This window comes from Haloprofundus marisrubri (assembly GCF_001469955.1).
Lineage (GTDB): Archaea > Halobacteriota > Halobacteria > Halobacteriales > Haloferacaceae > Haloprofundus > Haloprofundus marisrubri.
In genome coordinates this window covers 62,121-77,121 of sequence record NZ_LOPU01000011.1, presented here as the reverse complement: position 1 = coordinate 77,121, position 15,001 = coordinate 62,121, and the positions used below count along the sequence as shown (strand labels likewise).

At 63.7% G+C, this 15,001-nt stretch carries 16 protein-coding genes; 9 read left to right on the top strand and 7 right to left on the bottom strand.

Annotated elements, in window-relative coordinates; translation table 11 throughout:
- Positions 1-31: 31 nt before the first annotated feature.
- The gene (locus AUR64_RS02175) at positions 32-271 is read right to left on the bottom strand and encodes an amphi-Trp domain-containing protein (protein ID WP_058580311.1); all 240 of its coding nucleotides are present in this window, start codon (positions 269-271) and stop codon (positions 32-34) included.
- 151 nt (positions 272-422) lie between these two features.
- Between AUR64_RS02175 and AUR64_RS02170 the strand changes: the two genes are divergently transcribed.
- The 5 genes from AUR64_RS02170 to AUR64_RS02150 all read left to right on the top strand — a co-directional run bounded on the left by AUR64_RS02170 (position 423) and on the right by AUR64_RS02150 (position 4,445).
- The gene (locus tag AUR64_RS02170) at positions 423-1,304 is read left to right on the top strand and encodes a 3-hydroxyacyl-CoA dehydrogenase family protein (RefSeq protein ID WP_058580310.1); all 882 of its coding nucleotides are present in this window, start codon (positions 423-425) and stop codon (positions 1,302-1,304) included.
- Positions 1,297-2,121: an enoyl-CoA hydratase/isomerase family protein gene (locus tag AUR64_RS02165; RefSeq protein ID WP_071391193.1), complete on the top strand. Its 825-nt coding sequence runs from the start codon at positions 1,297-1,299 to the stop codon at positions 2,119-2,121. Before AUR64_RS02170 ends, AUR64_RS02165 begins: the two co-directional genes overlap by 8 nt.
- A gap of 109 nt (positions 2,122-2,230) precedes the next feature.
- A complete protein-coding gene (locus tag AUR64_RS02160) occupies positions 2,231-2,878 on the top strand; it encodes a DUF6517 family protein (protein WP_058580309.1) in 648 nt (215 codons plus the stop codon).
- Between the two features lie 365 nt (positions 2,879-3,243).
- Positions 3,244-4,212, top strand: coding sequence for a transcription initiation factor IIB (locus AUR64_RS02155; protein ID WP_058580308.1), 969 nt, complete (start codon positions 3,244-3,246; stop codon positions 4,210-4,212).
- Positions 4,213-4,265: 53 nt separating this feature from the next.
- A complete protein-coding gene (locus tag AUR64_RS02150; protein WP_058580307.1) occupies positions 4,266-4,445 on the top strand; it encodes a DUF7836 family putative zinc-binding protein in 180 nt (59 codons plus the stop codon).
- Between the two features lie 69 nt (positions 4,446-4,514).
- Here AUR64_RS02150 and AUR64_RS02145 read toward each other — a convergent pair whose 3' ends face one another.
- A complete protein-coding gene (locus AUR64_RS02145) occupies positions 4,515-4,919 on the bottom strand; it encodes a translation initiation factor IF-2 subunit beta (protein WP_058580306.1) in 405 nt (134 codons plus the stop codon).
- 161 nt (positions 4,920-5,080) lie between these two features.
- On the opposite strand from AUR64_RS02145, the gene AUR64_RS02140 reads away from it, so the two are divergent.
- Positions 5,081-5,317, top strand: a complete 237-nt coding sequence (locus AUR64_RS02140; protein ID WP_058580305.1) for a UPF0058 family protein — start codon at positions 5,081-5,083, stop codon at positions 5,315-5,317.
- Positions 5,318-5,353: 36 nt separating this feature from the next.
- Here AUR64_RS02140 and AUR64_RS02135 read toward each other — a convergent pair whose 3' ends face one another.
- The 3 genes from AUR64_RS02135 to AUR64_RS02125 all read right to left on the bottom strand — a co-directional run bounded on the left by AUR64_RS02135 (position 5,354) and on the right by AUR64_RS02125 (position 8,187).
- The gene (locus AUR64_RS02135) at positions 5,354-5,800 is read right to left on the bottom strand and encodes a DUF555 domain-containing protein (RefSeq protein WP_058580304.1); all 447 of its coding nucleotides are present in this window, start codon (positions 5,798-5,800) and stop codon (positions 5,354-5,356) included.
- 121 nt (positions 5,801-5,921) lie between these two features.
- Positions 5,922-6,851, bottom strand: coding sequence for a DNA-3-methyladenine glycosylase 2 (locus tag AUR64_RS02130; protein ID WP_058580303.1), 930 nt, complete (start codon positions 6,849-6,851; stop codon positions 5,922-5,924).
- A 73-nt stretch (positions 6,852-6,924) separates the two neighbouring features.
- Positions 6,925-8,187 carry a M20 family metallo-hydrolase gene (locus tag AUR64_RS02125; RefSeq protein WP_058580302.1) on the bottom strand — a complete coding sequence of 421 codons (1,263 nt, stop codon included), beginning with the start codon at positions 8,185-8,187 and terminating at the stop codon, positions 6,925-6,927.
- Between the two features lie 130 nt (positions 8,188-8,317).
- On the opposite strand from AUR64_RS02125, the gene AUR64_RS02120 reads away from it, so the two are divergent.
- Positions 8,318-9,373 (top strand): lysylphosphatidylglycerol synthase transmembrane domain-containing protein, encoded by a 1,056-nt coding sequence (locus AUR64_RS02120; RefSeq protein ID WP_058580301.1) that lies wholly within the window; start codon positions 8,318-8,320, stop codon positions 9,371-9,373.
- A gap of 87 nt (positions 9,374-9,460) precedes the next feature.
- Positions 9,461-10,900, top strand: coding sequence for a DUF6498-containing protein (locus AUR64_RS02115; RefSeq protein WP_058580300.1), 1,440 nt, complete (start codon positions 9,461-9,463; stop codon positions 10,898-10,900).
- A 77-nt stretch (positions 10,901-10,977) separates the two neighbouring features.
- On the opposite strand, the gene AUR64_RS21205 is transcribed toward AUR64_RS02115, so the two are convergent.
- Both AUR64_RS21205 and malQ read right to left on the bottom strand, forming a co-directional pair.
- The gene (locus AUR64_RS21205) at positions 10,978-11,106 is read right to left on the bottom strand and encodes a hypothetical protein (RefSeq protein WP_276203526.1); all 129 of its coding nucleotides are present in this window, start codon (positions 11,104-11,106) and stop codon (positions 10,978-10,980) included.
- 279 nt (positions 11,107-11,385) lie between these two features.
- Entirely contained in the window at positions 11,386-12,867 is a 1,482-nt protein-coding gene (gene malQ / locus AUR64_RS02110) for a 4-alpha-glucanotransferase (protein WP_058580299.1), read from the bottom strand.
- A 132-nt stretch (positions 12,868-12,999) separates the two neighbouring features.
- Between malQ and thrS the strand changes: the two genes are divergently transcribed.
- Positions 13,000-14,928, top strand: coding sequence for a threonine--tRNA ligase (thrS, locus tag AUR64_RS02105; protein WP_058580298.1), 1,929 nt, complete (start codon positions 13,000-13,002; stop codon positions 14,926-14,928).
- Positions 14,929-15,001: the final 73 nt, after the last annotated feature.

Here is a 15,001-nt window from a genome sequence, read left to right as displayed (position 1 = left end):
ACGGTTACTCCGAGCGGTCGGCCTTGCCTCCTTACTTGGGTTTCCAGTCCATCTTTATCGACACCGTCTCGCGGTTGCCGCGGAGAATCGCCGAGCGTTCGCGGACGCTCAACTCGAAGGCGATTTTCTCGCGGGGATTGAGCGTCACCGTCTTGTTGCCGACTTTCACGTCGAAGGCGTCGCCCTCGCGGAGTTCTTGGGCGAGTTCTTCGAGTCGCGCCGCGGCGTCTTCTCGGCTCATCTGCTCTGCGTCGAGTGTGACGTCGACCATGCACGTTCGGTAGGACACCAGCAGTAAGTAGCCGACCACTCTCATTGCATCTGACAGTTTCGTGTTCACAGGTCGTCGCGGTTCGTCGTTCAAAATCGGTGAACCCGCAGCAATGGGAATGATTTAATCGTCGACCCGAGCCACATCGTTCATGAACGTCTGTGTACTTGGTGCGGGGACGATGGGCCACGGTATCGCACAGGTGAGCGCGATGGGCGGCCACGATGTGACGCTCCGTGATATCGAGACGGACCTCGTCGACGACGGCCTCGCGGCCATCGAGTCGAACCTCGACGGCGGCGTCGAACGCGGGAAGGTAAGCGAGAGCGAGCGTGAAGAGACGCTGTCGCGGCTGACCGGAACGACGGACCTCGCCGAGGCCGTCGCCGACGCGGACCTCGTCGTCGAAGCAGTGCCCGAAAACGAGGACCTGAAACGCAGTGTCATCGCCGAAGCAGCGGAGCGCGCGCCCGACGAGGCCGTGTTGGCGACGAACACCTCGTCGCTTCCGGTGACCAGCATCGCAAGCGCGCTCGACGACCCCTCACGCTGCGTTGGGCTTCACTTCTTCAACCCGCCGCACATCATGCGCTTGGTCGAAGTCGTGCTGGCCGAGCAGACGAGTTCCGAAATCCGGGAGTTCGCCGAGTCGTTCGTCGACGGAATCGACAGGACGGCCGTCGTCGTCGAGGACACCCCCGGGTTCGCTACTTCTCGACTCGGTGTCGCCCTCGGCGTCGAGGCGGTTCGGATGGTCGAGTCGGGCGTCGCCAGCCCACGCGACATCGACGCCGCGATGGAACTCGGCTACAACCACCCGATGGGCCCGCTGGAACTCGGCGACGTCGTCGGGTTGGACGTTCGCCTCGACATCCTCGAACACCTCCGCGAGGAGTTGGGCGAGCGGTTCCGCCCGCCGACGCTGCTGCGCAAGAAGGTCCGTGCCGGGAAACTCGGCAAGAAGACAGGAGAGGGATTCTACGTCTGGGAGGACGGCGAAATCGTCGGCGTCTCGGGGGAAGACGATGAGTGAAGAACAGTCGAGCGTCGAATCGGTGGCCGACGCCGAGTTCGTCCGCGTCGAACACGGCGAGTACGGCGACGGCGTGCTCACCATCACTATCGACCGACCCGATGCGCGAAACGCGCTGAACGCACAGGTCCGGTCGGAACTCACCCGAGTGTTCGAGGCCGTCGAAGACGACGAGAAGGTGCGGGTCGTCGTACTCACCGGTGCCGACGAGGCGAACGCGTTCGTCGCCGGCGCCGACGTGAAGGAACTCCGCGAGCGAACCGCCGTCGAGCAACACGAGGTGAGCAAGCGACCCCGAATCTACGAGACGGTCGCCGGATGCTCGAAACCGGTCGTCGCCCGTGTCAACGGTCACGCGCTCGGTGGCGGATGTGAACTCGCACAGGCGTGCGACGTGCGACTGGCCCGCGAGGACGCCAAACTCGGCCAACCCGAGATAAACTTGGGCCTCATCCCCGGCGGCGGCGGCACGCAGCGCCTGACGCGACTCGTCGGCCCGGGGCAGGCGCGGAAACTCGTGCTCTCGGGCGAACTCATCGATGGAGCGGAGGCCGCGGAGATAGGGTTGGTTGAGGAGGCACATCCGGCCGACGACCTCGACGAACGGGTGTCGGAGCTCGCCGGAAAGATGGCGTCGAAGAGTCCGCTCGCCGTGGCGCGAGCGAAGGAGGCGCTCCGGGCCGCGACGCGGATGGACCTCGATTCGGGGCTGGCCTACGAGTCCGAACTGTTCGTCGGCTTGTTCGACAGCCACGACAAGAACGAAGGTATCGACGCGTTCTTCGAGAACAGAGACCCCGAGTGGCGCGGCGAGTAGCGAGGCGAATAGGTGAGCGAGGGAGGCGACAGGGGCGCTCGCCGAGTAGTCGACACCGGCGACAGTCCAGCCGGGAAGCTTATGGCACTGAACGAGAGAGACGAGTGCCATGAGACAGACGAGACGCGAAGTGGCGACTGCAGCACTCGGCGCGCTGGTCGCGTCGAGCGGGTGTCTCGGATTCGTCACGGGACAGGAGTCGCTCTCGTTCGAGGCGGACCCCGCGGTGGCACAGGAGTCGGTGGCGAACGACACCGGGTACGAACTCGACGGCACCGAAGCCCAGACCATCACGCGCGAGTTCAGCGCCGCCGGCCAGACCCGCAACGTCGAAGTGACGAACCAGATTTCGACGTGCGAAAAAACCCTGAGTCTGAGCCTGCTCGGCGAGCAGAAACTCGGCGTGTTCGCCGCCATCTCCTCACCGGCCGTCGAAATCGCCGGGCGGACGCTCAACCCCATCAGAGAGTTCAGCAACGAGCGACTCGTGCAGTTGCTGACGAGTCAGTACGAAGGGTTGAGTAACGTCAACGAAGTGAACTCACAGACCCTCCGGATGCTCGACAAGGAGACACGGGTGACGAAGTACGAGGCGACGTCGACGGTGGAAAACGAGGAGATTCCGGTGTTCATCCACGTGACGAAAGTGCGCCACGAAGACGACTTCGTCGTCGCTCTCGGCGTCTACCCCCAGCAGTTGAGCGGCGAGGAGTCGAACATCGTCTCGCTCATCGAGTCGGTACAGCATCCGGCCTGAGACGAGCGTCGACTGAACTGTCCGTACCGGAGTCGTCGGCGGACCCGAACCCGAGGATTGATTCTGAATCAAATCGCTGAATTTTTTGTCGCCTCGAGTGTCGGCGGGAGGCAACACGAGAAACCGAGAGCGGGTGCTGGGATGCTCAAACCCCACCGTCAGGTTTATACGTTAAGAACTGGCCTCCGAACATTCTCATAATATGAACACTCACGAATTCGGCCGTTTAAAGCCGTTATTCGGCCGAATTGAGCGAAGCATTTATAACACTTGCGGCCTTACAGAGGGTAAGGACCGACTCCGGCGCATTCTCCATATTTCTCCTTCCCCGGACAGCGGTCCGCCACCAACACGAGGACCATAACATGACCGACACCACCATCCGTACGTACAGCGGCGAAACGGAAACAGAACGAGAACGAGAAAACGAGTCGGTACGCACCTGTCCCGAGTGTGGCGGCCGACTCGTCAGCGACACCGAACACGGCGAGACGGTCTGCCGAGACTGCGGACTCGTCGTCGAAGAGGACTCCGTCGACCGCGGCCCCGAGTGGCGCGCGTTCGACAGCGCAGAGCGCGACTCGAAGTCCCGCGTCGGTGCACCGACCACGAAGATGATGCACGACAAGGGACTGTCGACCAACATCGGCTGGCAGAACAAAGACGCCTACGGCAACTCGCTGTCGTCGCGTCAGCGCCAGCAGATGCAGCGCCTTCGCACGTGGAACGAGCGCTTCCGCACCCGCGACTCCAAGGAGCGCAACCTGAAGCAGGCGCTCGGCGAAATCGACCGGATGGCTTCTGCGTTGGGCCTCCCGGAGAACGTCCGCGAGACGGCCTCGGTCATCTACCGCCGCGCGCTCAACGAGGACCTGCTGCCGGGGCGCTCCATCGAGGGCGTCGCCACCGCGAGCCTCTACGCCGCGGCTCGACAGGCTGGGATGCCCCGCAGTCTCGACGAGATTGCGGTCGTCTCCCGCGTCGAGAAGATGGAACTCACCCGGACGTACCGCTACATCGTCCGCGAGCTAAAACTCGAAATCCAGCCCGCCGACCCCGAGCAGTACGTGCCCCGGTTCGCCTCGGCGCTCGACCTCTCCGACGAGGCCGAACGCCGCGCTCGCCAACTGCTCAAGACCGCCAAGGAGAAGGGTCTCCACTCGGGTAAGTCGCCGGTCGGCCTCGCGGCCGCCTCGGTGTACGCTGCGGCGCTGCTGACCAACGAGAAGGTCACGCAGAGCCAAGTCAGTGACGTCGCCAACATCAGCGAAGTCACCATCCGAAACCGGTACAAAGAGCTGCTGGAAGCGGAAGACGCGGGCCTGTTCGCGTAAGTGTGTGAGAGCGGCACAAACCTTTATTGAAGCCGCTCCCGTCGGTCAGTCGTATGGTCGAAGCGTTCGTCCGCCTGTTGTGCCCCGAGTGTGGAAAAGACTGGGAGTCCGGACCCAGTGATTTGCCCGGCCACCGCGCGAACTTCAGTTGTCCCAACTGTCACGCCACGCGCCGGTTAGCCGAGTTCATGCGGACCGAGTCCGACCTGAACACGGTCAAGCAGTTCGAGTAGCGTCTCCGCGGTGTCGTCTTCTTCGCGCCAATCCGACGAGTGACGACGTTCTCGTCGTCACAGAGCGTTCTACTCGCCCGTCGGCGAGAGCGCGCCGCACGCGTCGCACTTCAGCATCGTCGTTCCCTGTTCGTCGACGAGACGCGTATCCGGTAGGCCGCACTCCGGACAGGTGACGAACGCTCCGGTGTATTCGTCGACGGCGCGGCCGATACGGTCCTCGCGGAAGTCACCGGTCAGACGGGCGCGGCCACTCTCGTCGATGTGCCCGCTCGTTCCCAGTTCGTTCTGGAGGAATTTCAGGATGTGTGACTCGTCTCGGCCGAGTGTGTCGACTACCGACTGGAAGTTTTCGAACACTGTCACGTTTCCTTCCGGGCGGACGTTCGGGTCCGGGACCTCGAACCGACTCCCCTCACTTTCGATATCAGGCGACTCCTCGAGTGCCTTGTCGAGTTGGTCGTCGTAGTCCATATTTCACAGGTGTATCCGCCGACGGTAAAACGTTCACGCCCCGGTTTTCGAGTGTTATACTGAAGTACCGGTATCGAAGGGTAGAGAGTCTCTCACACAGTACTGTGTTAACGAGACTCAAGATAGTACTATAAGCATCGAGTATCAACGGGAATTTGCTCATGAAGAAGCAGGAGCTCATTCACCTTCACGGCCTGCTTGCAGAGGTACGTAGCCAGCAGGAACACTGGAAAGACACCGAACTCGACCTTACCGAATACAACGAACTTGGCGTTCGGCCGACATCTATTCACAAGTCGAAAACCGACCACAAGGCCGCCGTATTCAAACTCGCCAAAGGAATCACGGGTTCGATGGAAGAGACCGAACCGGAAGCAGTCGCACCGAAAGCCGACTGAACCGTCGACTGCAGTTCTCTCAGAAGTTACGACCGCTCAGCCGTCGCTCTCTTCGTCTACCATCTCTTCGAACTCCGGCAGCAACTCGTCGTCTCCGTTTTCGGGGTCGTCCGAGACGTCCTCGGCCTCGCTGGCATCGTCGTCCTCGTCGGGGATGACCGTCACCTCCAGTACCTTCAGCGGGATGTTGTCCAGTCGCTGTCCGATTTCCTTGCGGGCGATTCTCGACGCGTGCTCCTCGCGTTCGACGTTGAAGACGGTCATCTCCAGTTCGAGAGCGACCAGCGCCTCGTCGGCGGCGATGAACGCCGGGGGAAGTTCGTCGCCGGACGGCGACTGTCGGGTTCCCATGTTGATTTCGACGTAGTTGAGGTCCGGATTGAGCATCTCGCCGGTCTTCGAGATGGCGATTCGGACCGCTTCGTCCGTCGTCGCCACGTCGTAGACGGGCACGGCCGCCTCTACGACGACTCTACAATCCATAGTGAGTAGTGGTAACCCACCGAAATGCATAGATTTTCGCCCGGCGCGACGTGTCCGTCACGGCGAACGGACAGTCACGCGTACACCGTGTACCGCGCTCTCGTAGTCCGTGCCGGCGCGGTCAGACCTCGCCGCCGGCGCGCAGGTAGTAGAACACGTACGTCTGGGCGTAGCCGGCGTAGTCGCCGCCGAAGCGCTCGCGTATCGCCCGCGACGTCTCGCGGTAGTTGCCGCGTTCGCAGTCGGGGTAGTGGTCGGCTATGGCCGTCTGAATCCACGTGTCCAGCGGCACGGCTTCGAGAAAGCCCAACGAGAACAGCAGCACGCAGTCGGCCACCTTGTCGCCGACGCCGACGAATCTGGTCAAGGAGTCGCGGGCGTCCTCGTAGTCGAGGCTGAGCGCTTCGTCGGGGTGGGCTTCACCCGTGGCGACCATCTCCGCACTGCGCTGGACGTAGCCGGCGCGATAGCCGAGTTTTAGCTCCCGAAGTTCGTCCTCGGTCCGTTCGGCCAGCTGCGCGGGCGTCGGAAACGCGTGGTACGTCTCGCCGTCGAACTCGACTCGGTCGCCGAACTCGCGCGCCATCGCCATCTGCATCCCGTGGATACGCGAGACGCGCATCTGTGCCGAGCAGATAAACGAGATGAGACAGGCGAACGGCGGGTCGCGGACGAGGCGCATCCCGCGATACTCGTCGTACGCCCGCCGGAGGAGCGGGTCGTCCGGCGTCGAACCCAAAATTGTGTCTAAGTCGTCGTCGAGGCGGAGCAGGTGCGTAAGAAGCGGCACGGCGTCGACGTTCGACTCCCACTCCAGTGTTCCAGTATCGGCGTCGCCGACCTGTCGGACGCGGAGGACCGCCTGCTCGTCGCTCAGTCCGTCCATTGGGGGGACGACCGTCTCGTACCAGTGGTCGCCGCCGTGGGCGACCATCGTCTCGTACATCCCGCCGTCGGCGCGGTCCCACAGATACGACTGACCGCTCTCGACGGTCGCTTGTAGGTCGAACTCCCCGGCCAAGTCGTCGAGCGGAATCGCGCCTCGCTCCATCGTCTCCCCGTTGGTTCCCGCAGGCTTGCGGGTTTCGATGTTCGACAGCGGCGGGCGGCGGCGGACAGCGAGGCTATTCGGCGTCCTCTCCACCCGCCGCGTCGGCGACGGCCCCGGCGAGGACGCGCGTCGCCGCCGCGCAGTCGTCCCAGTCGGTCCACTCGCGCGGGTTGTGCGAGATGCCATCGTGCGAGGGCGCGAACAACAGCGCCGCGTCGGTGACGTCGGCGACGTGCATCGTGTCGTGCGCCGCACCCGAGTGCATGTCCATCGTCTCGATGCCGGCGGCCTCGCCAGCGGCGTGAGCGGCCTCCCGCAGTCGGTCGGCCATCGGCGTCGGTTCGAGGTCGAACGGTCGCTCGAAGGTGGTGTCGACGCCGCGTTCGGTCTCTAAACGGGTGAGGCTCTCGCGCGCCGCACCGACGATAGTCTGCATCGACCGATACTCGACGTCGCGGACGTCGACGCCCATCTCGACGCGGCCGGGGACGACGTTCGTCGCGTTCGGCGAAACCGAGAGCGAACCGACGGTTCCAACCGCGGAGTCGCTCGACTCGTCGACGACGCTGTTCGCTGCCCGCTCCACGTCGAGGACGAACTCGGCGGCCGCCGCGAGCGCGTCGGTTCGCTCGTCCATCGGCGTCGCACCCGCGTGGTTCGCCTCGCCGAGAATCGTCGCCTCGCAGTGCGTGATGCCGGTGATGGTCGTCACGACCCCGACAGGAATTTCGGCGCGTTCGAGTTGGGTGTCCTGTTCGATGTGGAGTTCGTACCACGCGTCCCAGTCGCCGGCGTCGAGCAGACCCTCGCCGCGGAAACTGATATCGTCGAGCGCCTCCTCCAAAGTCACACCCTCGTCGTCTTCGAGCGCGAGCGCCTCCTCGACCGTGCGCTGTCCGACCGACACCGACGACCCGAGCAACCCGTCGGCGAACCGCTGGCCTTCCTCCTCGGTGAAGGAGACGACGACTATCGGACGGTCGGGTTCGAGTTCGGCGTCCTGCATCGCGCGAACGCTTTCGAGCGCGGCGTACACCCCGAGCGGTCCGTCGAAGATGCCACCCTCCGGCACCGAATCGAGGTGGCTGCCGAACGCGACGGGCGCGGCGGTTTCGTCCGCCGAGTCGGGCGACCAAGTTCCAGAAATGTTTCCGATAGCGTCGATTTCGACGGCGAGACCGGCGTCTTCGAGTCGTCCGACGAAGTACTCGCGGGCCTTCCTGTTCGCGTCGGTGCCGCAGAGGACGGTTCGGCCACGACCAGTCTCCGCGTTCACGTCGCCGAACTCGGCGTTCGCTTCGATGTCCGCCCGGAGGCGGTCTGTGTCGACCTGCATGGACGGGTGATTGCGGTAGAACGGTATGTGGTTTCCCCCCGCGGCTATCCGTGCGGGTCTGTGCGCCGGTTCGTATTTGAGACTTTGACAGACAGAAGACTCATAATGTCCGGTAAGCCAACCGTTCGTCATGGGAACGACGGAGGTCACTCGTGCCGGGTCGATGCGCAAGCGCGTCGGCGTGGGTGTCGCCATCGTCGTCGCACTCGCGGTGCTCGTCGGGGTCTCCGGGGTGAGTTGGCGCGAAATCGTCGGAGAGTTACGGACGATGGACCCGCTGCTTCTGGGCGTGGCGCTCGTTGCGAGCCTTCTCGCGCAGTTGGCGTGGAGCAGTTCGACGCTGCTGTTTCTGCGGACAGTCGAACCGACAGTGCCGACTGGGAGGGTCCGACTGGGCTATCTCACCGGGACGTTCGCCAAGCAGGTTCTGCCGTTCGGCCACGCCGGGGGTGTCCCGCTGATGGCGTACGTGCTCGCCGAGGAGATGGACCTCGAGTATCGCGGGACGTTCGCCTCCGTCACCGCGAGCGAACTGGTCGTCTTCGTCGCGTCGCTCGTCGTCGCCGCCGTCGGCTTCGGGTGGTTCGTCGTCGCCGACGGTGTCGCCTCCGGAACGGAACTCGTCGTGTTCGGACTCGTCGCCGTCTTGGCGCTCGTCGCCCTCGCAATCGCCGGGTTCGTCAAGCGGCGAACCGCGTTCCGCCGCGTCGTCCACGGCGTCGCGTCGGTCGGTCGGACCGTGTTTCGACGCGCCGGTCCGCGACTCCAGCAACGGCTCGCACCCGAGGCGGTCGACCGCGGCCTCGACGAGTTCTTCTCGACGTTCGACCGCGCGACCAGCGACCGCAGGACCGTCGTGTGGGCGGCAGTGTACGCCGCCGTCGGCTGGGTGTTGTTCGCACTGCCACTCTACTTGGGGTCGCTCGCTGTCGGCCAGTCGCTCCCGTTGGCGCTCGTGCTGTTCGTCGTTCCGGCCGCGGGGTTGGCGACGCTGTTGCCGACGCCCGGTGGGTTGGGTGGAACCGAAGTCGGACTGACGGCCGCTGTCGTCGTTCTCGCCGAAGTCGGTCTGGAGACGGCCGCCGCAGCAGTGCTCGTCTATCGGCTCTGTTCGTACTGGTTTTTACTCCTGATTGGCGGCGCGAGTTCGCTGTTTCTCTCGGTCGGTCTGCGGGAGCTTCGGTGACCTAACGTACTGACTCCGCTTCGAGAGCGGACATCTGTCGGTCTCCGAACGGTTTATCCGAGTCTACTCCGAGCACGAGAGTACGCGATGGCCTCCTCCACCATCCCCGAGCGTGTCGGCAGCGTCAGCGACTTCACCGGGTTCGTCCCGACGCTGTTGGTGAATCTCGTTCCTCTCGTCGGCCTCGTCGCCTTCGGGTGGGAACCGGTCACGCTGGTCGTCATCTACGCCGTCGAACTGTCGGTGTCGATTCTGCTGACGAGTCTGAAAGCGCCGTTCGCGCAGCGGCGGGCACCCGCCGACCGAGAGGGTGTGCTGGACGTCGCCGAGAGCGAGTTGACCGAGAAACGCGGGCGTATCGAACTGGTCGACTGGCTACCGCCCGTCTATCTTCGAAATATTCCGTTCACGACGGCCGTCTTCGGTGGGTTCGCCATGCTCTCGATGTTCATCGGCGTCGGCCTCGCGTCGACGCTCGACACCTCGGGGGTTACGTTCTGGGAGGTGGCGGTCGGTGCCGGGTCGCTCTCGCTGGGCCAACTGCTGGAGACGAAACGTGGCTACTTCGACACCCGACGTTACGAGCGCGTTTCGCCGTACTCGGTGGTCGAAACACCGGTTCGAGAGGCGTTCTTCTTCGCGTTCGTGCTGTTTTCAATCCCTATCCTCGGCGCTCTCGGGCCCGGGAGCGGTGTCGCCGCGCTGGGTATCGTCGTCATCATCAAACTGCTCGTCGACTGGTCGGCGTTCCGAGCGACCCACAGCGACGACGGCGGGCGACTCACGCAGTGGCTCGCCGGTCCCGACGAGGTCGACCGCGCTGTCGAACCGGTCGACGTTCCCGCCGGAGCACCGACCGCCCGAGCGTCGACAGACCGGGAAAGCGTCGCGTGGACCGGCGTCCTCGGTGTACTCTTTCCCGAAGCACCGGTGTACGCGACGTCGTTCGGCTTTCTCTGGCTCGCCTTCTTCGCCGTCGTCGGCGGCGACAACGTCTCGCGGACGGTGGTGCTCGCCTCGCTCGTCACCGTCGTCGTACTCTACGTACTCGCACTCGCGGTGAGCGTCGGGTCGCACTACCTCCACTACGGCCCGATGGAGTACCGCCGCTACGACGAACGCATCGTCGCCTACGACACGTGGCTCGCCGAACCGCAGTGGTCGGTGCCGGTCGGCGGGTTCCGCGACGTGGAACTGGTCGACGACCGATTACCCGACCGATTGCTGGCGACGCGGACGTTCGAGTGTACGACCGGATGGGGCGACGACGAGGCGGAACGGTATCTCGGGCCGGTTTCGAACCCCGAGTCGTTCACCGACGAGTTCGCGCTCTCGGTGCGGACGACCGACCTCGACCCGATGAGTCGGCCCATCGCAGCGACGGCGCTGCTCGTCGCCACCGGACTCGTCGCGGCACCGCTCGTCTTTCTCGTTGGGGGCGCGTCGGTCGGGGATACGCTGACCGTGGGGATGTGGGCAGCGTTGCTGTTACTGATTCCGTACGGCCTCTGGAGTCTCGCGTACTGAACGAGAGGAAGAACCGGAAGCGAGTCGACTCCGATTCGACGAGGCCACTCGTGACTCTCGAACCCACGGTTCCGTAATCAGATGAGTTCGGGAACGAGTAACACGATAATCCCCACGGTACACGCAACGAGTCCCCAGAACAGCAGATTCCCGATGTCGAACTCGTTCGGAGAGTTCGTGAGCACTTCGTATACGGATGCGACCATCAGACAGATTCCAAAGACTCCCTGTAAGATGAGGGGTACACTCGAACGTCCCTCGACGACAGCTAAGACTCCCCGCAATCCGAACAGTGCGCCGTAGATTGCGAAACACGCATAATAGACGTAAAATCGATTCACGAATTAGAAGTGGAACCTCGGTAACATGAGTATCGGGGTGTTTCCTCCGAGGACACTTCCCGGGCAGCACAGCCCCACCAGACGTCATGAGGTGGCTTCGGACGACCCGGGGACGGCCGTGTGTCCGCTTGCGGCGCGGTCAACTCACCGAATCGTGAAGTCGGTCACGTCCCGCAGTCGCTGGGCCACTCCGTCCTCCAACCCGTCGTGCGTACACCGCCACGACCAGTTGCCTTCCGCGGTGCCGGGCGTGTTGAATCTGGCCTCGGAACCGAGGCCGAGCAGGTCGGGAACCGTCGTCATCGCCAGCACCGCCTCGGAGTTCCAGACGGCTTCGATGATGGACCAGTTGATTTCACTGCCGTCGACGCCAAGGTTGTAGTGCAGACAGTCTTTCTGGTCGTCGGGGAGACTGTGGTAGTAGCCGACTGTCGTGTCGGTGTCGTGGGTGGCGGTGTAGCCGATGCTAGTGTGCGGGTAGTGCATCGGTTGGTTCATGTCGCCCTCGCGGCACCAGTCGGCGTAGTGCGGCACGCGCATGCCGGGGAACTCGAAGTTGTCGCGGAAGGCAGCGAGTTGCTCGTCGATGAAGCCCAAGTCTTCGACGACGAACGGGAGGTCACCGAACTCGCGTTCTATCGTCTCGAAGAAGTCGTAGCCGGGCGCGTTGCGCCACGACCCCGCCGCCGGGTCGTCGGCGTCGGCGGGAATCGCCCAGTACTCGTCGAATCCTTTGAAATGGTCGAGGCGGGCGATGTCGACGAGGTCGAACAGTCGAGAGAAGCGACGACGCCACCAGTCGTAGCCCGTCTCGCGCAGGTGGTCCCAGTCGTACAACGGATTACCCCAGCGCTGGCCGCTGTCGCCGAACTGCGGCGGGACGCCCGCGACGGCGGCGGGTTCGTTGTTCTCGTCTAAGTCGAACGCTTCGGGCGACGCCCACACGTCCGCGCTGTCGAGCGCGACGTAGATGGGCAGGTCGCCGACGAGCGAGATGTCGTGGTCGGCGGCATACGATTTGAGGTCACGCCACTGTTCGTCGAACAGGTACTGGCAGAACGCGTGGTAGCGACGCTCGGCTTCGAGGTCGTTTCGGGCCTGTTCGAGTGCGTCCTCGTCCCGCGTCTTCAACTCGCTGGGCCAGTCTATCCACGCGACGTGGTCGTGCTCTTCTTTCAGCGAAATAAAGAGCGTGTAGTCGTCGAGCCACGAGGCCTCTCGTTCGCGGAACGCCTCGAACGCCTCGTGGTCGTCGTCGGACCCCTCGGAGTCGAAGCGCTCGAACGCGGTTTCGAGCAGCGGGCGTTTGTACTCCGAGACGCGGTGGTAGTCGGTCTCGTGCGGGTTGAACTCGGGGACGGGTTTGAGGTCGTCGTCGGTGAGCCACTCGACCTGTCTGAGGTCGACAAACAGGGGGTTGCCGGCGAACGCCGAGAACGACTGGTACGGCGAGTTACCGTGTGCCGACGACGTCGGTCCGAGCGGACAGACCTGCCACAGCGACTGGTCTGCGTCTGCGAGAAAATCGACGAATGCGCGTGCGCCGTCGCCGAGGTCACCGATACCGTGCGGGCCGGGGAGCGAAGAGACGTGGAGAAAGACGCCGCTTTGTCGGTCGAATCGCATGAGAGACAGTTCCGGCTTCTGTGATTTAACTGTACGGCCGCCGGGGGACGACCGACGTCGAATAAATTCCTTTCGCTACCCCGGTAGCGCGGGTCAAAAACACTTATCCCCGTCCCTCGGTTTCGTCCGTTCATGAGTGATATCGTAGTGACCCTGCCGGACGGTTCCGAACTGTCTCTCTCCGCGGGGTCCACGGTTGAGGACGCCGCCTACGAAATCGGGCCGGGCCTCGGCAAGGACACCGTGGCCGGCGTCGTCGACGGCGACCTCGTCGACAAGGAAACGGAACTCGAAGACGGGTCGGAACTCGTCATCGTCACCGACGGCTCCGACGAGTATCTCGACGTGCTCCGGCACTCGGCCGCGCACGTCTTCGCACAAGCACTGCTCCGGCTCCGCCCGGAGGCGAAGCTGACCATCGGCCCGTGGACGGACGAGGGATTCTACTACGACGTGACGAACGTCGACCTCGACGAGTCGGACCTCCGCGAGATAGAAGAGGAGATGGCCGACATCGTCGCCGAGGACTACGACATCGAACGAAAGACGATGAGCCGTGAGGAGGCGTTCGACTACTACGAGAACAACCGATTCAAGCAGGACATCCTCGACACCGAGGCCGCCGACGAGGAGGAGATTAGCTTCTACGAGCAGGGTGAGTTCGAGGACCTGTGTAAAGGCCCGCACGTCGAATCGACGGGCGAAATCGGCGCGTTCAAACTCCTCAACATTTCGTCCGCCTACTGGCGTGGCGACGAGTCCAACGAGACGTTGACGCGCGTCTACGGCACGGCGTTCGCCGACGAAAAAGAGCTAGAGCAGTTCGTCGAACGCCGCGAGGAGGCCGCCGAACGCGACCACCGGAAACTGGGCCGCGAACTCGACCTGTTCTCCATCGACGAGGTGACGGGGCCGGGCCTGCCGCTCTACCACCCGAACGGCAAGCGCGTTCTCGACGAACTCGCCGACTTCGCCAAGGGTCTGAATCTCGACGCGGGCTACGACCCCGTCGAGACGCCGCATCTCTTCCGGACGGAACTGTGGAAGAAGTCGGGTCACTACGAGAACTACGTCGACGACATGTTCCTCCTCGACGTCAACGACGAGGAGTATGGCCTCAAACCGATGAACTGCCCGGGGCACGCGACCATCTTCGACCAGAAGTCGTGGAGCTACCGTGACCTCCCGGTTCGCTACTTCGAGGACGGAAAAGTCTACCGCAAAGAGCAACGCGGAGAACTCTCCGGCCTCTCCAGAGTTTGGTCGTTCACCATCGACGACGGTCACCTGTTCGTCCGCCCCGACCAGATAGAGGAGGAAATCAACCTCATCATCGACAACATCCTCACGGTGTTCGAGACGTTCGACCTCGACGCCGACGTGGCGCTGGCGACGCGCCCCGAGAAGTCGGTCGGCAGCGACGAAATCTGGGAGAAAGCCGAGACGCAACTGAAAGCCGTGCTCGACGACGGCGACATCGACTACCATCTGGAGGAAGGCGACGGCGCGTTCTACGGCCCGAAGATAGACTTCGGCTTCGAGGACGCCCTCGGACGGAGTTGGGACGGTCCGACGGTCCAACTCGACTTCAACATGCCCGAACGCTTCGACCTCACCTACACGGGCGAGGACAACGAGGACCACCGCCCGGTGATGATTCACCGCGCGCTCTACGGCAGTTACGAGCGCTTCCTCATGGTGCTCATCGAGCACTTCAACGGGAAGTTCCCACTGTGGCTCGCACCCGAACAGGTTCGGGTGCTGCCCATCAGCGACGACAACCTCGACTACGCCGAAGAAGTCGCCGAGGAACTCCGCGAGGAGGGCCTCCGCGTCGGCGTCGAGAACCGCTCGTGGACCATCGGGCGCAAGATTCAGGACACGCACACCGACCGCGTCCCGTACATGATAATCATCGGCGACAACGAACAGGAGGCCGGAACGGTCTCGGTCCGCGACCGCAAAGAGCGCGAGGAAAACGACGTCGACCGCGACGCGTTCCGCGCGCACCTCCGCGAGGAACGCGACGACAAACGCGTCGAACCCGACTTCCTCGACTGAACGGGAAGCGGGCGGTCCATGCCCGGCCGGTAGGTTGTGGGTGGGTCATCGGCCGTTAACTGGCAGAGATTTG